The 20,275-nt window shown below is 34.0% G+C and carries 19 protein-coding genes and 1 pseudogene; 6 read left to right on the top strand and 14 right to left on the bottom strand.

The window, feature by feature from the left end; translation table 11 throughout:
• Positions 1–202: 202 nt before the first annotated feature.
• Positions 203–1,561 carry a cyclic 2,3-diphosphoglycerate synthase gene (locus LBV24_RS07885; RefSeq protein ID WP_224478073.1) on the top strand — a complete coding sequence of 453 codons (1,359 nt, stop codon included), beginning with the start codon at positions 203–205 and terminating at the stop codon, positions 1,559–1,561.
• 331 nt (positions 1,562–1,892) lie between these two features.
• Here LBV24_RS07885 and LBV24_RS07880 read toward each other — a convergent pair whose 3' ends face one another.
• From LBV24_RS07880 to LBV24_RS07845, 8 genes and pseudogenes are all read right to left on the bottom strand, one after another.
• Positions 1,893–2,669, bottom strand: coding sequence for a DUF1295 domain-containing protein (locus tag LBV24_RS07880; protein WP_224478072.1), 777 nt, complete (start codon positions 2,667–2,669; stop codon positions 1,893–1,895).
• A 38-nt stretch (positions 2,670–2,707) separates the two neighbouring features.
• Positions 2,708–3,034 carry a cupin domain-containing protein gene (locus tag LBV24_RS07875; protein WP_224478071.1) on the bottom strand — a complete coding sequence of 109 codons (327 nt, stop codon included), beginning with the start codon at positions 3,032–3,034 and terminating at the stop codon, positions 2,708–2,710.
• An 11-nt stretch (positions 3,035–3,045) separates the two neighbouring features.
• On the bottom strand, positions 3,046–3,525 hold the full coding sequence (locus LBV24_RS07870; protein WP_224478069.1) for a hypothetical protein: 480 nt from the start codon (positions 3,523–3,525) through the stop codon (positions 3,046–3,048).
• An 80-nt stretch (positions 3,526–3,605) separates the two neighbouring features.
• Positions 3,606–4,310 (bottom strand): DUF6090 family protein, encoded by a 705-nt coding sequence (locus tag LBV24_RS07865; RefSeq protein ID WP_224478067.1) that lies wholly within the window; start codon positions 4,308–4,310, stop codon positions 3,606–3,608.
• 210 nt (positions 4,311–4,520) lie between these two features.
• A pseudogene (locus tag LBV24_RS07860) lies at positions 4,521–4,694 on the bottom strand (DUF6090 family protein); the annotation flags it as partial.
• On the bottom strand, positions 4,691–5,194 hold the full coding sequence (locus LBV24_RS07855) for a hypothetical protein (protein ID WP_224478066.1): 504 nt from the start codon (positions 5,192–5,194) through the stop codon (positions 4,691–4,693). The pseudogene LBV24_RS07860 and the gene LBV24_RS07855, both read right to left, overlap by 4 nt.
• Positions 5,195–5,286: 92 nt before the next feature.
• A complete protein-coding gene (locus tag LBV24_RS07850; RefSeq protein WP_224478065.1) occupies positions 5,287–5,793 on the bottom strand; it encodes a VOC family protein in 507 nt (168 codons plus the stop codon).
• Positions 5,794–5,844: 51 nt separating this feature from the next.
• Positions 5,845–6,639 (bottom strand): DUF6090 family protein, encoded by a 795-nt coding sequence (locus tag LBV24_RS07845; protein ID WP_224478064.1) that lies wholly within the window; start codon positions 6,637–6,639, stop codon positions 5,845–5,847.
• A 294-nt stretch (positions 6,640–6,933) separates the two neighbouring features.
• Here LBV24_RS07845 and LBV24_RS07840 point away from each other — a divergent pair, with 294 nt between their 5' ends.
• Both LBV24_RS07840 and LBV24_RS07835 read left to right on the top strand, forming a co-directional pair.
• Positions 6,934–7,326 (top strand): hypothetical protein, encoded by a 393-nt coding sequence (locus tag LBV24_RS07840; protein ID WP_224478062.1) that lies wholly within the window; start codon positions 6,934–6,936, stop codon positions 7,324–7,326.
• Between the two features lie 196 nt (positions 7,327–7,522).
• Positions 7,523–7,999: an Hsp20/alpha crystallin family protein gene (locus LBV24_RS07835; RefSeq protein WP_224478061.1), complete on the top strand. Its 477-nt coding sequence runs from the start codon at positions 7,523–7,525 to the stop codon at positions 7,997–7,999.
• 74 nt (positions 8,000–8,073) lie between these two features.
• Here LBV24_RS07835 and LBV24_RS07830 read toward each other — a convergent pair whose 3' ends face one another.
• From LBV24_RS07830 to LBV24_RS07805, 6 genes are all read right to left on the bottom strand, one after another.
• The gene (locus LBV24_RS07830) at positions 8,074–10,842 is read right to left on the bottom strand and encodes an adenylate/guanylate cyclase domain-containing protein (protein WP_224478060.1); all 2,769 of its coding nucleotides are present in this window, start codon (positions 10,840–10,842) and stop codon (positions 8,074–8,076) included.
• Between the two features lie 178 nt (positions 10,843–11,020).
• Positions 11,021–11,767, bottom strand: coding sequence for a YebC/PmpR family DNA-binding transcriptional regulator (locus tag LBV24_RS07825; protein ID WP_224478059.1), 747 nt, complete (start codon positions 11,765–11,767; stop codon positions 11,021–11,023).
• Between the two features lie 91 nt (positions 11,768–11,858).
• The gene (locus LBV24_RS07820) at positions 11,859–12,146 is read right to left on the bottom strand and encodes a 4a-hydroxytetrahydrobiopterin dehydratase (protein ID WP_224478058.1); all 288 of its coding nucleotides are present in this window, start codon (positions 12,144–12,146) and stop codon (positions 11,859–11,861) included.
• Positions 12,147–12,196: 50 nt separating this feature from the next.
• Complete coding sequence (locus LBV24_RS07815; protein WP_224478057.1) at positions 12,197–13,027, bottom strand: sugar nucleotide-binding protein; 831 nt, start codon at positions 13,025–13,027, stop codon at positions 12,197–12,199.
• 25 nt (positions 13,028–13,052) lie between these two features.
• Positions 13,053–14,135 (bottom strand): glycine cleavage system aminomethyltransferase GcvT, encoded by a 1,083-nt coding sequence (gene gcvT, locus LBV24_RS07810; RefSeq protein ID WP_224478056.1) that lies wholly within the window; start codon positions 14,133–14,135, stop codon positions 13,053–13,055.
• Positions 14,136–14,272: 137 nt separating this feature from the next.
• Positions 14,273–14,749, bottom strand: a complete 477-nt coding sequence (locus LBV24_RS07805) for a hypothetical protein (RefSeq protein WP_224478055.1) — start codon at positions 14,747–14,749, stop codon at positions 14,273–14,275.
• A 107-nt stretch (positions 14,750–14,856) separates the two neighbouring features.
• Here LBV24_RS07805 and LBV24_RS07800 point away from each other — a divergent pair, with 107 nt between their 5' ends.
• Genes LBV24_RS07800 through LBV24_RS07790 form a run of 3 tightly spaced genes read left to right on the top strand, consistent with a single transcriptional unit; the run spans position 14,857 to position 20,269 of the window.
• Entirely contained in the window at positions 14,857–17,778 is a 2,922-nt protein-coding gene (locus LBV24_RS07800) for an FAD-binding and (Fe-S)-binding domain-containing protein (RefSeq protein WP_224478054.1), read from the top strand.
• A gap of 48 nt (positions 17,779–17,826) precedes the next feature.
• Entirely contained in the window at positions 17,827–18,894 is a 1,068-nt protein-coding gene (aroC, locus tag LBV24_RS07795; RefSeq protein WP_224478053.1) for a chorismate synthase, read from the top strand.
• A gap of 49 nt (positions 18,895–18,943) precedes the next feature.
• Positions 18,944–20,269, top strand: coding sequence for a dicarboxylate/amino acid:cation symporter (locus tag LBV24_RS07790; protein ID WP_224478051.1), 1,326 nt, complete (start codon positions 18,944–18,946; stop codon positions 20,267–20,269).
• Positions 20,270–20,275 lie beyond the last annotated feature (6 nt).

Below are 20,275 nucleotides of genomic sequence, written 5' to 3'. Positions count from 1 at the left end.
TAAATGTCTTTTGCTCATTTGTGTATGGTTTGGAGCATTTGTACGAAAGATAGTAAATCGAAATGTAACCTTTGTATGCAAACAAAACAAATTCACCTGATTTTATAAGGTGATAAATATCATAGTAATCCTACCTAATATCATCTACCTTTAACTGTTTTATTTCACTGATTTTAATAATAAATTAAATAATTAAGGACTTATGAAAAAACGAGTTATAATTATGGGAGCAGCGGGTCGCGATTTTCACAATTTCAACACCTTTTATCGCGATAATGAAGCCTACAATGTATTAGCTTTTACTGCCGCTCAAATTCCTGATATTTCAGATAGAAAGTATCCTGCTGCATTGGCCGGGAAATTATATCCGGATGGAATACCTATTTACGAGGAAAAAGATCTTGTAAAATTAATTAAGAAATTAAATATTGATGATGTTGCATTTTCATACTCTGACGTTTCTTATGAGTTCATTATGCATAAAAGCGCAATCGTGAACGCAGCTGGTGCCAATTTTGTGTTATTAGGCCCAAAGGATACGTCTATTAAGAGTTACAAACCTTTAATTAGTGTTTGTGCAACAAGAACAGGATGTGGTAAAAGCCAAACCTCTAGACGATTAATAGAAATATTGATGGAACACGATCTTAAGGTTGTAGCTATAAGGCATCCGATGCCTTATGGTGATCTTGAAAAACAAAAAGTACAACGTTTTGCAACGATAGAAGACTTGGAAAGACATGATTGTACAATTGAGGAAATGGAAGAATATGAACCTCATGTGGTAAGAGGTAATGTTATATATGCAGGTGTTGATTATGAAGCAATACTGCGTGCCGCTGAAAATGATCCTAATGGTTGTGATGTAATCGTTTGGGATGGTGGAAACAATGATTTTCCATTTTACCAATCAGATTTCCATATCACTATAACTGATCCACATCGTGCTGGTCATGGTATGACTTATTATCCTGGTGAAGTGAATTTAAGAATGTCGGATGCGGTTATTATCAATAAAATAGACACCGCTAAACCTAAAAACATTAATAAGGTTAGAAAAATCCTAACTGAGGTCGTTCCTAATGCTACTGTAATAGATGCTGCTTCTCCTGTAAGGGTAGAAGATCCTGAAGTGATTAAAAATAAAAAGGTATTAGTTGTTGAAGATGGTCCAACATTAACCCATGGTGGAATGAAGATAGGAGCGGGTAGTGTCGCAGCACAAAAATTTGGTGTTTCAGAAATTGTAGATCCTCGACCTTATCTCGTAGGTAAATTAAAAGAAACCTTTGAAATATATCCTGAAATCGGAACCATTTTACCAGCAATGGGATATGGAGATGAACAACTTAGGGATCTAGAATTAACCATTAATGCATGTGACTGCGAAGCGGTAGTTATAGGCACACCTATAGATCTAAGTCGTGTTATCAATATCAATAAGCCTAGCACAAGAGTTTTCTATGACTTACAATCCATTGGAGAACCAAGTTTTGAGGGTGTTATAGAGGAGTTTTTGATTAAAAAAGGAATGAATAAAGAAATGGGTGAATTAGTATAACACAAAGGTTTAATTTAAAAAAACAGCACCTATTAGGTGCTGTTTTTGTTTACTATTCCGTATCAAAAATTAAATAAGCAATAAACAGCAAGAAATAAATTGTTAGATAAAATAGATAGAAGTTTCTGAACTTTTTGTATTTGAGATTCTCGGGATAGATATTTCCAAAAAGACCTTTGATTTCTTTCCAAAAAAGAGGCTTAATGTTTATAAGCCAACTATCGGTTTGATATACTATTTTTCGGAATTTACTTCTGTAATAACCCAATGGCAATCCCCAAACCACAAAAAGCAAAAACCAAATATTTTTAGTGATAAATTCCATTGTCATTTATTTTTTCGGAAACCATGGAAAAAAGGAATTTGTTTTTTGAATGTAATCCCTGTATTGCGGTTTTGTTTCTTTCAAAGTTTTTTCAAGTAAGCTCACACCTGATATTTTTATAATCAATAAGGTCATTACAATAGAACCTATTATGTGCCAATAACTGCCAGCTGCAATGCTAAATAGAGCATATGACCACCAGACGGCCGAGTCACCAAAATAATTTGGATGCCTCGTATATTTCCAAAACCCTGTATTTAAGACCTTTCCTTTATTATCAGGATTACTCTTAAAACGTGCTAACTGATAATCACCACCAGCTTCAAAGGTAAAGCCAATAAGCCATGTTAATAGTCCTAAGTAATCAAGTACATTGAGCGTTCCAGGATTTGTACTTAAATTAATACCCAAAAGGGGTAGAGAAATAATCATAATCAAGACGCCTTGTAATAAAAAGGTTTGGAAAAAACTTATCCACCAATAGTTTTTAGGACCAAAATTTTTTCGGAATTCCTGATATCTAAAATCTTCACCCTTCCCAATATTTCTATATGCTAGATAGACTGCAAGCCTAAGTCCCCAAATACTAACTAAAGTTAGAATCAAAATTTTTCTAGGGTTGAGTTCTCCAGACATAAACACATAGAACGCATTAACCACCACAAATCCAAGGCCCCAAAAAATATCTACAATGCTTACATTTTTTATAAAAATACTCCAAATCCATAACAGCGTTACGAGAATTAAAATAATCAATGAAGCTTTTGTAAATAGAGTTAGCATTTGTTATTGTTAGTTATAATATAATACAGAGGTCTTGACTATGCTTTTAACATAACAAGCATCATTTTAAAGGCTTCTATAGCCTCTAAGGCATGAGGTATATTTGCGGGCATAACTATCATTTGCCCTTCTGTTAGCGTATTACTTTTTCCTGCAATTGAGATTTTACATTTTCCATCTAGAATAATAGCAATGGCATCAAAAGGTGCGGTATGTTCGCTTAGATTTTGCCCTTTATCAAAAGAAAACAATGTTGTAGACCCACAATTATTCTTAGTTACAATTTTACTTACAGTTGCACCTTGTGCATATTCTATGCTGGTTTTTAAAGTGTGTACTTCTGCGAATTTAATATTTTGTTTCATCTGTTATAATTTTATTTTGTCCAAAACCAACCATGACTTCCTGCAACTGCTCCTGCTGTAGTTATTAAACTTAATATTAACAACACCCAATGAAGCCTATGCATTATACTAAAGGTTTTTTCAGGATTTTTATTAGCATATTTCTCAAACACTTTATGAAGTATAAATGGTTCAAGTACAAAAAGTATCAGCGTAAAAATAATCCATACTAATGTCATAGCGTGTACCCACCAAAACCGAAAATCTAGATATCTATTCCACGCATTCATCTCATATAGCATATAAAACCCTGAAAGCCCTGTTAGAACCGTAGTAACTTTTGCCTGTATTGCAAATTTTCCTTCGATGGCCTCAAAGGTTTTGATTTGCTCTTCCTTTGATTTCATTTTTTTAATTGCAGGAATTAAAACGGTTGTTACCATTGATACACCGCCAATCCATAGAATGACTGCTATTACATGAATTACTCTTGCTAGGGTAAAATATTCCATAGATAATAATTCTAATTTTGTATATGTTAAGGTATGATATGGAATTGAGATACAATTAGCTAAAACAACATTTATTTTCCTTATTTTTTATCTAATTCGATATCAATATTTTCAATGCACTCATTAATACGTTTCTTAAGCCCATTCATCCGATTAGTGAATTTATTAATATTACGATCCATTTCACCTAAATCTGCAAATAGAGCGTCGTAATCTTCAAGATTATAGCCTTCTAATTTTTGGCGAAAATCTAATCGTCTTTCCCATTTAATTTTTGTAGAAATATCATCGAGTTCCTGGCCAAGAAGACTTGCTCTAACGTATTGGATATCGTACACATTCTTTATATTTGATAATAATTCTTTATTCTGAATCAATCCTGCTGAGTTTTCACTAATTAAAGAGGAATAGGCTCCGCTGCGCGGATAAAACGTACCGGTTTGTTCAGACAGTTTAAAAATCTCAGAAAACTCAATTTCAAATATTTTATCTGATTTTAACAGAACAAGAGAATCTAGCCTGGCATATTTCTTTAATCTTCTATTGTTAAATGGGATGAGAAAATCTATATATCTTATATCATTGGTAAGATCAGTCTTTATACCTTCTAAATAGACAGCTTCTTTAAGTCTGTTTTTTCTTTCCTCATTCCAATTATTTATTGACAGTGCAATTAAAATCCCTATCACTACTAAAAGTATTTCTCCAATTGCGTACTTTATATACTTGCCTGTTTTACCTTCTGAAAGCAAATTTTGTCTAATTTTCCGAAAGAATTTTATCATATACTATTTCCCGAGAAAGCAGGAATCTTATTGGTTGGTTATAATGAAGTACAATGGCCTAGCTTTGAATTCATCGTAACCTAAAGATAGTGAATTGTAGAAGAATTTTCTATTGGCACTTAAAAACTCTATTAATTAATCTCACTGAGCCTAGCGTTTTTGCTTTTCATTTTGAAATTAAGTCCTACTGTCCAAGAGAGGATTAGAATAAAGCTCAAGTTCTTGGTTGTACGCTTTTCTGTTCGAATTCCAGTTATTGATCTGTAAGGCAATCAAAATCCCTATAACGACAAGGATGATTTCGCCAATGGCATATTTAAAATACTTACCAGTTTTGTTTTCCATAAGAAGATGTTGCCGGATTCGGCGAAAGAACTTTATCATTGATTAATATTATTAGTTTGCTTTGCAACAGACTTTCTGTATCGCATAAAAACTATGGTTAAGGCACCAAGTAAAAACCCAGGAATAATTTGAACCAGGGCTCCATAAACGCCTTGGTTTAAAAGCGTTTCTCCGAAGCTATCAAAGTAGAGACCGTAATGGGTTCCGAGCTCCCATTTTATATCAACCCACCAAGCCACTACAACAGTGAGCCTCGAAACAGGTGCAAATATTATTAAACTTAATAGCAGTAGGAGGTAAGCTTTCTTCTCTTTATATAGTTTAATTCCCCAATAAACAGAAAAGGCTAAGGTCAGCCATAGCAGTCCAATAATAAAAATTGCATATTCAGGTAGACCAGCTAATTCTAGTAAAAAACGAACAGGTGTTATAAATAGACTTACTAATATGGGAATTTTGGCAAAATGCATAGCGCGTTGAAGTAATCCTTGCCTGTTGCTTAATTCCTTTTCTTCCATTACCAAATCTTTATTTTCCATAAGCAAGTTTTATCGAATTTTACGAAAGAACTTTATCATTGTTTAGTAGTTTGTTATTAGGATGTATAAACATTCTTGTACCCTGTTATATTTTATTCTTTCCAATTGTCCATAACACGTCTTAAATCAGATCCTTCTATTGCTTCAATAATTTCAAAATAAACTCCGTTTACATCTTTGGCATGAGCAATATTAACATGAGTAAAGGGACTTACACTTGATTTTGTGCATTGAATTCCTAAGTTGTGAAATTCACTAACAACTCCTTCATTATTTTGAGTTTCTAAACCAAAGTGGTCTATTCCTTCAGGATGCTCTTCATTTGCTGGCATTAGCTCTATAAATGTTGATTTATTTATTTGAAAATATGCAAATATGAGTTCACCCTTATCATTGTTAAATCTATAAATCATAGGAAAACCCATTGTTTCTTCATAAAATTTTGAGGTTTTATCAAAGTTGGAGACTCTTATTCCTACATGATTGAGACCAATGATTTTACCGTCTTCTTTATTTTCAAAACCGTTATGTTGTCCTGTAATTAATCCTGCAAAGAATAAAATGGGAAAAGCCAGAATTAGAATAATTTTTGTTTTCATTGAATTTGTTTTCATTGAGTACAACGAACTATGTGCGTGGTCGTGCTTTGGTTATTTTTTATTTTGATATTTATCAATTTCAATTAGTAAGTATTCAGCAAGTTTAATTGCCTTTGTTGCATTACTAGAACGAAATCTTGCTGGTCCAATCATTTCGTGAATTCTAGTTTGAATTGGTTCATTCTTTCTAACCAGGTCGTAAGGACTATTAATGTTATATAATTCCATAGTCAAAACGTCATATTTATCTCTTAAAAAATGCCTCCAGGAAATGCTTAGATCTTTGTTCCAATCATCTATCAAAAAATTACTATTCACAAAGCTGTAGTAGGTATTAATAGATTCCTTAAGCGCGTCATTTTTCAATTCTGAGAATAATCCGGTATTCTTCAACTCATCTAGAACATTCTTATTGATAACAACATCATCATGTATACCTGAATATATTATGGTTAGGTTGGCAAAGTCCAAGTTCACAGAATCTGGATAAGACCCTTTCCAAATTGTGTTATTCTCGAGTTTAGAAATTGGTCTTACGGGTGAATTAGGTTCTTTTTTATTGAGTGCGTAATGATATAAGCGTGATAATGAATTAGACCTAAATTCGTGAAGGACTGCAGTTGTATTGAGATATTCCTTATCTTCTTCAATAGACGTCTTCAAGTTGTCTAATAGAGCATGGATTTGTTCATTAGACTTTCTTTCTTCATTCCAATTATTGATCTGAAGGGCAATTAATATACCAATAACAACAAGTATGATTTCACCAATGGCGTAATTTAAATACTTTCCAGTTTTATTTTTTTCAATAAGGTCATAGCGTATTTTCCGGAAGAATTTTATCATTTTTTATTGGTTGGTCATAATAAAGCACAACAGTCTCGACTATGAGTAGTTGTATTTGCACTAAGTTAGCAAACATTAATAAGCCAGAAGAATTTCTTAAGTAAATTGTGAGCACGTTGTAATATAGTGACTAATTTTTTATCTAATTAGTTTATAATCATAATATTAAGGTAGGCTTGTGCCATTTCACTATTCGATGAAATGCAAGCTGTTGCGCTATTTTTTCTTAATTTTAATAGCCCAGATCTTAAAATTTAATCTATCATGAAAAAGTTGCCCTAATTTGCATTGGCAATGTTATGTTTACTTTTTGCCTGTGAAACCGAACCCGATTTTAATACACAATTAAATGCTGAGCCTTCATTTATTTACGATATTAACCAAGACTATTTGGTTACAGAGTCGTTTTTAATTGATTTTGAGGAATTCAATCCAGGTGACATGGTTTCTGAGATAGTAATTACTGAACCTTTTAAAAATGCCCTATTAGAAGGCATTACATTGGCATTTCCAAACAGTAATGCCGCAATGGTTTTTGATTCGTCTAACCCAACAGGAGGCGACTTTGATATTGGTACACCAAACACAATGTATGGTGGTCCTGGATATTTATTAGGTGATCTCGAAATTATAGGAGGTTCTACTGAAACAGGAGGTCAATTATGTCCTGTAGTTGTGGCATTTTAAACAACACTATAGTTTAATTTCTTGACGACTTTATATAAAGAAATTAATAATTGGTTTTAAAGACAACCACTATTAGCTATTAGAAATGTCAATCTGACAGAAATTAAGTTTGGCATTTTTTTTGCCAAGAATTTTCTAAAGAGATCATAGCCTGATCTCTGGTTTGAAATAATGTTTAATTTAAAATTTTGTTATTATGAGCAATTTAGTTAGTGTTCCTAAAAACGGGAGTTTAAGCAACACAAATTCAAACTTAAACTTTCCAAGTTGGTCCAGTTGGATTGACGACATTTTTAACAGAGAACTTCCTTCTGTTTTAACTTCAAATTTTAGCACAGGTATGACGATGCCTCAAGTAAATATTAGAGAAACAGCTGATGCTTACTTTGTTGATATGGCAGTACCTGGAATGAAAAAATCTGACTTTAATATTAATTTAGACAATCAATTGCTGTCTATCTCAACAGAGTCTAGTGAAGAGCATACACATGAAAATGAGAATTTTACAAGGAAGGAGTTTGGTTACTCTGCATTTAAGCGAAGCTTTAATTTGCCAGAGACCATTAATGAAAATAAGATTGAAGCCAAATACAACGATGGGATTCTGAGTATTCATCTTCCTAAGAAGGAAGAGGCTAAACAACGACCTCCAAGAACAATTAAAGTTTCATAGTTGGTTAAGGGTTAATAGCAAAAAAGAGGGCAGAAGCCCTCTTTTGTTTTAATATTTAATTGAGAATTACTGTGTTAATCCTTAAACACAGTACGTTTGTAATACCAGTCCCGATTTAATTGCCACTCATCCTTTTCAAAGTCATGAAGTAAGGATCTCACAGCTACTATTTTATTGTTTTCTTCAATAAATTCATATATAAAATTGTACCTACTTAAGGTTATAAATCTATTATTAGATATAGGCCTCAATATCTGTCTAACATTTCCATTTTCTTTGTAATACAAAAGCCCGTCTTCTATCCAGATTCTAGCTTCTCTATAATTCCCTACAAAGCGTTGCAATTTACTCTGCACGGCTTCTTCAGTATGCCTTTTTAAGTATTGAAGATGTTCCAAATGATTTTTTAAATAATAGTGCTTTGGATGAGCTGTTATTGCAGTATTATATGCTTCATAGGCCCCGTTGTATTGCCCCTTTTTAAGAAGTGATTCTGCTTTCCAGATAATAGAATCTTGCTTCCAATCATATCCGCTTCTATTATTATTTCTTACAAAATATTCCGATCGTTTTTGAGCATAAATATTGTTTTGCTCATCTACGAGAAAATGAAATCTATGTCCTTTACCTATCTTACCCCTCTGAAAAGTGTTTGTTCGTGATGGAAAGAGAAATAATCCTTCCTGATATTTACCTCTACTTTGCAAATTATCACCCAATACACTTAGCTCGAGAATCAATTCTGAATGATCAAGACGAAAATGTCCCGTAAACTTTGACAAATCATTTTTTGGTTTACCATTAGATTTCATATAATTTATGGCTTCTAAGGATGGAGACATGGTGGGTTCAAATTCAGGATTTATTATAAGTATTTTATTTATGGTTTCTTCTGCAAGATCATATTCTTTCAAATGAAGATAGGCCTCGGCTAAATGTTCTAATGCAACCACATTTGTTGGGTCTTTTTTTAAGAATGGCTCAACGATAGTAATAACGGATTCAGGTTCCCCTTTTAAAAGAAAAGCATCTACAGCACTTCTTAAAGTTGCTAGATCAGGATTGTTATTATAGTAAGTTAGGGCTTGTTCAATATACTTATCTATTTGGCCAGTTATTAAATATAAATTGGACAAACTAAAGTTATAATCTTCATTATTGGGCTCTATCTCCAATTGAAGATTTAACAATTGCTCCGCTTTCTTCCATTCTTTGTAGATTAAATGTTTCTGAACTCGAATGCCAATTTGTTCTTGAAACGGAAGATTATTACTATGTCGCATAATGCGATTAATTAGAATTTTAGATTCTATTTCACCTAATGAATAATAATTTATAAACTCCACAAGAAATTTAGCCGGTGCAACCCAAGTGGTATCCATTTGAATGGCCTTATCCATTTGGACGAAATTATAAGTGTAATAACCAATTGTAAATTCCTTTATGGCATCAATATTTCTTGATTGCACCACCTCATCAAAATCAAGCACTAAAGATTCGTCCATTTGAGATGGTGTGAGACCAACAGCTCCTCGCAGGAAAGCAACAATCGAATCGGTCACAGTAAATAAATCAGCAGATGCAAACTCTTTTTCTTTTATTACATTGCCATTGACCTTATTCTTCACTGCAGGGATCATAATATATTGCCCATCCTTGTATTGATATTGGCCATCAATGTAGAAGTCGCTTTTAAATGGCTTGGATAATTCTGTTTTCTCAACGGTAGTAAAGAAGGTACCTTCTTGTGCTCTCTTAATACCTGGCACATATTCAGCTGCAGTTAAATACTTATCCTGGTTCAATAAATAGGATATATTCATAGATGCCTGTAATCCTATCCAGTAATCAGTGCTATCTGTTTTGTCAATGGGATCAAAAGCAAAAACAGGAAACTGTTTTTTGAATTCCGATTTAATGATTCCTTGTGTTTTTACTTCTCCATCAGTATTGATATAGGTAATATTTTTTGAGATAGCTCCTAAATCTTCAGTTCTAAACATTAGCACTAATACCAATCCAATTAATACGAAATTAAGAGGGAAGAAAATCTTTTCAGGAATTTTATTATTCCAATGAAGAATTTGTTTCTTATTATTTAGATATACCAAGATAGAGGGTATGATACCTGTAACAATAATAAAAAATATCTTGGCCCATTGTGGCGATATGCCAAAACGGATTAATGCCCAATCTAGAATTTGTAGTCCAGTCCAAGAGAGGAGAAGGTAGGCTACTAATATTTGAGGTACCTTTTTCGACCAGATTTTTTGCAAAAACGTGATTTTTTCCAGGTCTTGAGGGTATTTGAATTTGCCATGCAGTTCATTTACGTCAGGAACTATTAATCCCTCATTTGTCAATGCATATACTTCAATTGGATCCTCGAGATTCTTATATTCAAAATGACCTAACGACTTTAACTGGAATTCTGACTTGTTCTTAATCTGATTTCGTACTGTACTTGAAACCAAAACTGTACCTGGTACACCCATGGATTCAATCCGAGATGCAATGTTTACACCATCACCAAAGACATTGTCTTCAGTGAATATCACTTCTCCTAAATGCATCCCAATCCGAATAGGAAGTCCAGACTTTTGAAAATTTTCCTGCAAGGTCTTAGCACATGCAACGCCCTTACTTGTACTATCAAATGTTAACAAACATGCATCGCCAAAGTATTGAACAATTTCGCCGTAGAAAACAGGCACGGTTTTCTCCAATTCCGTTTTAAATGAGTTAAGGAATTGCATGGCTTTTCTTTCATCGGATTGCATCAAGGAAGTATAACCAGTGATGTCGGCAAAAAGAATTGTACTTAATTTATGAGTTTCACTCATATTTATCTATGGTCTTGTTATCCAATCTGGGAATTCGAGTCAGCAATAAACACTATTCACCACTAAGATGTTTGTGCAAGAAACGTTGTGTAAAACGTTACATATATTTTCAATTATTATCAAAAGATAAACAAAAAGAGGGCAAAAGCCCTCTTTAAATTCTAAAAATAAATATTTTTTACTCCGTAATTTCTTCCATGGTATGATATACATTTTGTACATCATCATCCTCTTCAATTTTGTCTAAAAGCTTTTCAACATCTTGCATTTGCCCTGCCGTAAGCTTTTTGGTATTATGAGGAATACGCTCAAATCCAGAGGATAGAATCTCAATATTATGTTCTTCTAAGTAAGACTGTATACTGCCAAAACTTTCAAACGGCGCATAAATCATAACACTTGTTATTTCGTTTCCGTCTTCGTCTTCATCAGTATCTTCAAAAATTTCCTCTACACCAAAGTCAATCAATTCTAACTCTAATTCTTCAAGGTCTAATTCTTCATTCTTTATTTTAAAATTACAGGTGTGGTCAAACATAAAAACCACTGAACCTGAGGTACCTAAACTACCATCATACTTATTAAAATAACTTCTAATGTTGGCTACTGTACGTGTATTGTTATCTGTTGCCGTTTCTACCAAAATAGCAATACCGTGTTGTGCGTAGCCTTCAAACAATACTTCCTTATAATCACCTTGGCTTTTATCGCTTGCACGTTTTATAGCACGTTCTATATTGTCCTTTGGCATGTTTACCGACTTGGCGTTTTGTATAACAGCTCTTAGACGCGAATTACTATCTGGGTCTGGACCACCTTCCTTTACTGCCATTACAATGTCCTTGCCAATACGTGTAAAGGCTTTACTCATTGCAGCCCAACGCTTCATTTTTCTTGCTTTTCTAAACTCAAAAGCTCTTCCCATAGGTAGTGTTTAATTTAAATTGTGAATTTTAAAATCTCAAATATAGTGGTTTTCTTATTTTTTCTGAACGCTGAAAACCTATGAAATAGAATTATTCTTCAACCTCAACAATAGCTTCAATTGCAGCTGCGAGATTAAAATCTTTTTGGGTAACACCTCCTGCATCATGTGTAGAAAGAGAGATTTTTAAAACATTGTAAACATTGCTCCAATCCGGATGATGGTTTTGTGCCTCACATTCAAAAGCTATTCTACTCATGGCACTGAAACAATCCTTAAAATTATCGAACTCAAACTCGGCATGAATGGCATTTTTATGAAATTCCCAATCTGGGAAACGTAGTAATTTTTTTTCTATGGTAGAATCGTCTAGTTTCATATACTTTTTCTTTATCTGAAAATTACTAAATAACTTGCTCTATAACAAACCTATTTCTGTAGTTCTTCTAAAACAACATCGCTTGTTATCTGTAGATGTTTTGGTAACTTATTAAACTTAGGTAATACAGCAAGGTAACGGTCTTTATTGGTTGTAAAAACATGCTTAAATTTTACATTACCGTTAGCTATGGCCTTTAGAATGTTTTTTATAAACTCATCGTGGTGTACCAAGTCCGTACTGCCCAAATGAAAAATACCGTACTTGTTTCGGTTTATAATGTAATGCACTTGTTGTGTTACTTTTTTGTCTAACGTAACATTCATTATAAGATTTGGAAAAATCTCAACAGGTTCCTTTTCACCAACAAGTTGTTTTATCTCTTGTATTCTTGGTGAATTTGGCCCAAATACCATTGGTAACCTCAAGACCGCAACTTGCTTTTTAGGTAGGCGTAATAGCATGTTTTCAATCTTAATCTTAAAATGACCGTATTTGCTATGGCTCAGTGTTTTATCAAGCTCATAGCTTGGATACTTACTGTAGGCATCAAAAGCGTTGGCAGAAGACAGGAAAATGATTTTACTACCATGTTCTAAAGCATACTCTGCGACATGCTGATGTGCGATAGTCTGCGCATGAAAATCACCACGAATGGCAGAAATTATAATCGATGGTCTACAGGCTTCTAAGATTTCATAGACATCGTCTTCCTCTACATTATACTGAAAGAATTGTTTGTTGGTTTCAAATTCCTTTTTAGGTGTTCTGTATGTGCCATAGGTTCTAAAGTAGGGACCCAATTCTTTATAAAGTGCATTGCCAATGTAGCCACTGCCACCTAATATAAGTATGCGATGTTTGTTTAAATCCTTCTTCATTAATCTACCAACACATTAAAATTGATTAGCCTTTGTAAAATGGAAGTTTTACAACTGTTGCAGGTATGGCCTTTTTACGCACCTGAATGTTAATTTTGCTATCTACTTTAGAGAAAACTGTTGGTACATAACCTAAGCCTATTCCAACCCCTAAACTCGGGCTCATAGTACCTGAGGTTACATTGCCAATGGTTTTGCCACTGCTATCTACAATATCGTAACCCTGTCGAGGAATCCCTCTGTCATCTAACTTAAAGGCTACCAATTTACGTTCTGGAGTTCGTTCTTTTTCGTCTTGAAGCGCTTCGCTATTGGTAAATGGTTTGTTGAATTTGCAAATCCAACTAAGACCTGCCTCGATAGGTGAAGTAGTGTCATCTATATCATTACCATATAAACAGTAGCCCATTTCTAATCGTAACGTATCTCTTGCAGCTAAGCCTATTGGTTTAATGCCGAATTCTTCTCCAGCTTCTAATACTTTATCCCAAATTTGTTTTACTTCAGAATTCTTGCAATAAATTTCAAAACCACCACTGCCAGTATAACCTGTCGCAGAGATGATCACATGTTCAATGCCTGCAAAATCACCAACAACAAAATTGTAAAATTTTATAGCTGATAAATCATGACTCGATAAGGACTGCATAGCTTCAACTGCTTTTGGTCCTTGGATGGCTAGAAGTGAATAGTCTTCACTTAAATCGCGCATATTGGCACCAGCATCGTTTTTAGATGCTATCCAATTCCAATCTTTTTCAATATTACTGGCATTGACTACCAACAAGTAAGTTTCGTCTTTAATTTTATAGATAATTAAATCGTCTACAATACCTCCATCGTCATTTGGTAAACAGCTATACTGTGCTTTTCCTATTTCTAATTTAGAGGCATCGTTACTCGATACTTTCTGGATTAATTCTAGCGCATTTGGGCCTTCAATTAAAAATTCTCCCATATGCGAGACATCAAAAACACCCACTGCATTTCTAACGGTTTCGTGCTCAATATTGACGCCTTCGTATTGTACAGGCATATTATAACCAGCAAAAGGAACCATTTTAGCACCTAGTGCAACGTGAGTATCTGTTAATGCAGTGTTTTTCATTATTTAGTCTTTAATGTTGTTATCTTAAATGATGCGCAAAATTAATCAATTTTACGCGTTAAGTTTTAATATTATGTTAGAATTTAGACTAAAAAAACCACCTCGAAAGGTGGTTAATATTTTTATGATAGACACTGTTAGAATCGATAACGAATACCAAGAGCGATGTCAAAATCCAAGTCGTCATTGAAATCACCAAAGCCCAATTCTGGTCTAAAGTCTAGGGATAATAAAAGAGGGATATCAAAAATATATTCAATACCAACATTGCCTGCAACAAACACAAAGGTTTCATCGTCTAAAGCACTGTTGTCAAATCCATATGACCCAAGTCCACCACCTGCACCTGCATACCAGTTAAAATCACCATCTAATTCCCAAACCCATTGGTAAATTCCTGTAAGTTTAAAACCGTCATAGTCGCGTGCACTACGCCAACCTAAATCTACCTCAAGTCTATTGACTTCTCCAAGAGCTCTTTGGTACGATATTTCTGCACCAAATCCATCACTATCACCAAGTCTTAGACCTATTGCATTTTCTGATATGTCCTGAGCATTCATAAATAAGAGACCAGTAAAGATGGTAACTGTAGATAAAAATAATTTTCTCATAATATTTCGTTTTTAATTGATTTCATTAATCTTTACAAAAATAACGCCAAAACGAAATTTATATTTATAATTCTTTATAGATTTATAAACATATTTATTCAATATAAATGAAGCTAAAACCAGTATTAAATCAATTAAAATCAAACCTTAAGGGAGAATTGTATTTTGATGATTTAATGCGTAAACTCTATGCAACAGATGCTTCAGTTTACCGGAAGTTACCACTAGCTGTGGCCTTACCAAAAGACAAGTATGATATAAAGCTTCTAATTGATTTTGCACAAAAAAACGATACATCATTAATACCGAGAACCGCTGGTACTTCATTAGCTGGCCAATGTGTAGGCGATGGTATTGTGGTAGATGTGTCTAAATATTTTACCCGAATAATTGATATTAATGAAAAAGCCAAGACAGTAACTGTACAGCCTGGAGTGGTTAGGGATGAGCTTAATAATTATTTAAAACCTTTTGGACTCTTTTTTGGTCCTAACACGTCTACGTCTAATCGATGTATGATAGGAGGTATGGTAGGTAATAACTCCTCAGGTACAACCTCAATACAATATGGTGTTACAAGAGATAAGGTAATTAGCTTAAAAACGATTTTAAGTGATAATAGCGATGTTGAATTTAAAGCCTTATCAAAGAACGAATTCAACAATAAGCTAGAATTAACGACTCTTGAAGGAGATATTTATCGTAATATTTTTGATACGCTGAAACCAGATGAAGTTCAAAAAGAAATACAAGCACAATTCCCAAAGCCTCAAATCCATAGAAGAAATACGGGTTATGCTATTGATGAACTAATAAAGGCAAATGTATTCGCGTCCTCAAATACTGAGGATACAGCATTAAATTTGTGTCATCTTCTAGCTGGTAGTGAGGGCACGTTAGCATTTACCACTGAGATTACCTTACAGCTTGATGTTTTACCACCATCTAAAAACGCTATGGTTGCACTTCATTTTGAAAGTATTGCAAAATGCCTCAAATCTGTTGAGTCACTAATGCATCACGACTTGCATACCTGCGAAATGATGGACGATTCCATTCTAAATTTAACCAAGCACAATAAAACCCAGCAGGAGCATAGACGTTTTATTGAAGGTGATCCGGTTGCCATACTCATGTGCGAACTTAAAGCTAATTCTGAAATTGAATTAAATGCTATAGTTAACGAATTTCTGGAAACGGTAAATCAATTAAATCTTAGTTATGCGAATCCTGTATTGACGGAAGACGAAATTGATAAAGCCTTAGAGTTAAGAAAAGCAGGTTTAGGCCTATTGGGAAATATCATTGGAGACAAAAAGGCTGTGGCATGTATAGAAGATACTGCTGTGGCTTTACCTGATTTAGATAGTTACATCACAGAATTTACTGCACTGATGAGTAAATACAATCAAAATGCTGTGTATTATGCCCATGCTGGTGCTGGTGAACTTCATCTAAGGCCCATTTTAGATTTAAAGAAGTCAGAAGACGTTGTGTTATTTAGAAAAATCACTGAAGATGTTGCAAAATTGGTTAAGCAGTACAACGGATCAATGTCAGGTGAACATGGCGATGGGATTGTTAGGGCAGAGTTCATTCCGCTAATGATTGGTAAAAAGAACTATGAGATTCTGAAAAGCATTAAATCAGCCTTTGATCCTCATAATATATTTAATCCTGGTAAGATAGTCGATGCTTATCCTATGGATAAAAACCTACGCTATGAGTCCGATAGAACAGAACCTGAAATTGATACGGTTTTAGATTTTTCAAGTGCTCAGGGTATATTGCGTGAAGCTGAAAAATGCAATGGATCAGGTGATTGCCGTAAACTTCCGGAATTTGGTGGTACCATGTGTCCGAGTTATAGAGCCACACGTAACGAAAAAGATACAACACGAGCAAGAGCCAATGCCTTGCGTGAATTCTTAACACATTCTACAAAACCCAATAGATTTAATCACGAGGAGCTTAAAGAGGTTTTTAGTCTTTGTTTAAGCTGTAAGGCATGTGCAAGTGAATGTCCTAGTAGTGTTGATGTAGCAAGTTTAAAGGCGGAATTTCAATACCATTTTCAAAAAGCAAACGGTTTTAAATTTAAAGACCGATTTTTTGCTAAGGCAACAAAATATAATAAAATAGGAGCAAAAGCACCTTGGTTTTTTAATGCTTTAATCAATACCAAATTTGTTTCTAAAATCATGAAATTGACTTTGGGGATTCATCCAGAGCGTTCAATTCCACATTTTTCAAAACCAATAAAGGTCAATTTTAATAACTCCAAATCAATAGATGTTAGGCCCATAAAAACTCTGTATTTATTTGTTGATGAGTTTATAAATTACCTAGAATCAGAGATTGCTTTTGATGCTAAATATTTACTTGAATCATTAAACTATAAAATACACATAATCAATAATATAGAAAGTGGAAGAACTTATGTGTCTAAAGGTTTTTTAGAAGAAGCGAAATCAATAGTAAATAAAAATATTTCCTATCTTAAAACTTTAGTTTCAGAAGATACGCCTTTAATCGGTTTAGAGCCTTCAGCTATACTAACATTTAAGGATGAATATTTAAGATTAGCAGATGATAAACGAGATGCTCTGCAATTGGCTAATCACACGTATTTGATTGAAGAATTTATCCAAAATGAAATTAAACAGGGTAATATAACCAAAGAACAATTTACCAGTAATAAAGTGGACTTGAAGTTTCACGGCCATTGCCATCAGAAAGCTCAGGCCAATCAAAAATCAAGTTTTGATATTTTAAATCTTCCAGAAAATTACTCAGTTACAATAATACCAAGTGGTTGTTGCGGGATGGCAGGGAGTTTTGGCTTTGAAAAGGACAAATTCAATGTAAGTATGCAAATTGGAGAACAAACCTTGTTTCCTGCCGTAAGAAAAGCTTCTGCAGATACTATAATTGTTGCCAATGGCACAAGTTGTAGACATCAAATTAAGGATGGTACAGGAGTTGTGGCAAAACATCCTGTTACAATTCTAAAAGAAGCATTGATTTGATTTTTGTTTCTCTCATAATACAATTACTTTAGCATAAAAATATTTTTAATGGCAGGAAATTCCTTCGGAAAATTATTTAAACTCACCACGTTTGGTGAATCTCATGGAGTAGCAATTGGTGGTGTAATTGATGGTTGTCCCGCAGGTATTCAACTAGATTTAGACGCTATTCAAAATGAATTAGATAGGCGAAGACCAGGTCAATCTAAAATTGTGACACAACGCAAAGAACCTGATACAGTTGAGTTCTATTCTGGAATTTTTGAAGGTGTTACGACAGGTACACCAATTGGATTTGTAATTAAAAATACAAATCAAAAATCCAAGGATTATTCACATATAAAAGACGTTTACAGGCCAAGCCATGCAGATTATACCTATGATAAAAAGTATGGTGTAAGAGACTATAGAGGTGGCGGAAGAAGTTCTGCTAGAGAAACTGCAAGTCGCGTGGTTGCAGGCGCAATTGCAAAGCAGTTTTTAAATTCCATTAATATAAATGCTTTCACTTCTGCAGTTGGTAATATTCAGTTAGATAAACCTTATCAAGAATTAGATTTTAATAAAATTGAAACTAATGTTATAAGATGCCCAGATGAAACTATAGCAGAGAAAATGATTTCTCGTATTAGTGAAATTAAAAAACAAGGTGATACTATAGGTGGTGTAATAACATGCGTTATTCAAAACGTACCAGCTGGGCTAGGTGAACCTGTATTTGATAAGCTACATGCTGAATTAGGTAAAGCCATGTTATCCATTAATGCTGTTAAGGGATTTGAATATGGTAGTGGATTTGAAGGGTCTAAAATGCTTGGTAGTGTCCATAACGATAAGTTTAATGAAGACGGAAGTACACAGACTAACTTGTCTGGTGGTGTACAAGGTGGTATTAGTAATGGTATGGATATTTTCTTTAATGTAGCTTTTAAACCTGTTGCTACAACACTGCAAAAGCAAGAAACTATAAATAGTTCTGGTGAAACCGTAGAAATGCAAGGCAAAGGAAGACATGATCCTTGCGTTGTACCCAGAGCAGTTCCTATAGTAGAGGCAATGGCAGCATTGGTTATTGCAGATTATATGCTATTACGTAGACAAGAAACAAATAATTAGAATCGACACTAATACAATTAAACACGCATTAAAGGCGGCAAAATAGCTTATGAAAAAACTTGCTCTACATTGGAAAATACTAATAGGAATGCTACTTGGTGTAGTATTTGGATTTATAATGCTTCAAGTAGATGGTGGAGCTGAATTTGTGAATAAATGGATTAACTGGGCAGGTACAATCTTTGTTAAACTGTTAAAGCTTATCGCAATTCCATTAATCTTGGCATCTTTAATTAAGGGTATTTCTGATCTTAAGGATATTTCAAAATTTGCCAATATAGGATTAAGAACAATAGGTATATATATTGGTACAACAGTTGTGGCTATTACAATAGGATTATTATTGGTAAATGTTTTACAACCTGGTGATGGCGTTTCGGATGAAACTATTGCAAAACTAACTGAAACTTATGCCAATGATAGTAGTGTACAAGGTAAGATTACAGAGGCTATAAGGCAAAAAGATAGTGGACCCATGCAGTTCTTAGTAGATATGGTTCCTGAAAATGTTTTTACAGCGTTAAGCAATAATAAATTAATGCTTCAAGTTATATTTTTCGCCATATTTCTAGGTATTTCTATGCTTTTAATCGGTGAGGAAAAGGCCAAACCATTGAAGGACATATTTGATTCTCTAAACGATGTTGTTCTTAAAATGGTGGATTTAATAATGCTAACTGCACCTATAGCTGTGTTTGCATTATTGGCTAATGTAGTTGTGTCATCCGGTGATCCTGAATTATTATATGCCTTGTTGTATTATTCATTGGTTGTAGTTGTTGGACTTTTCTTAATGGTCGTATTCTATTTAATCTTAGTAGCAACAATTACTCGGAAAAATCCACTTTGGTTTTTGCAAAAAATCAGTCCTGCTCAGCTGCTAGCATTTTCTACTAGTAGTAGTGCGGCAACATTACCAGTTACAATGGAACGTGTTGAAGAGCATATTGGAGTTGATAAAGAAGTATCAAGTTTTGTGCTTCCTGTCGGAGCCACTATTAATATGGATGGCACTAGTTTATATCAGGCAGTTGCAGCTGTTTTTATAGCACAAGCCTTAGGTTTTGATTTAACCTTTGCAGACCAATTAACTATTGTACTCACAGCTTTATTAGCTTCTATTGGAAGTGCAGCTGTGCCAGGTGCGGGAATGGTAATGCTTGTTATTGTTCTTGAAGCTGTAGGATTCCCTGCGGATAAACTCGCAATTGGTTTAGCATTGATTTTTGCAGTAGACAGACCATTAGATATGTGTAGAACCGTAATTAATGTTACAGGTGATGCTACAGTATCAATGCTAGTGGCTAAGTCTGTAGGTAAATTAGGTGAGCCGCAACCAAAAGAGTGGGATGACCATTATGACGAAGTAAAATAATTTTAT

It is taken from the genome of Winogradskyella vincentii (assembly GCF_020166345.1).
GTDB lineage: Bacteria > Bacteroidota > Bacteroidia > Flavobacteriales > Flavobacteriaceae > Winogradskyella > Winogradskyella vincentii.
This window is presented reverse-complemented; position numbering and strand designations above follow the sequence as displayed.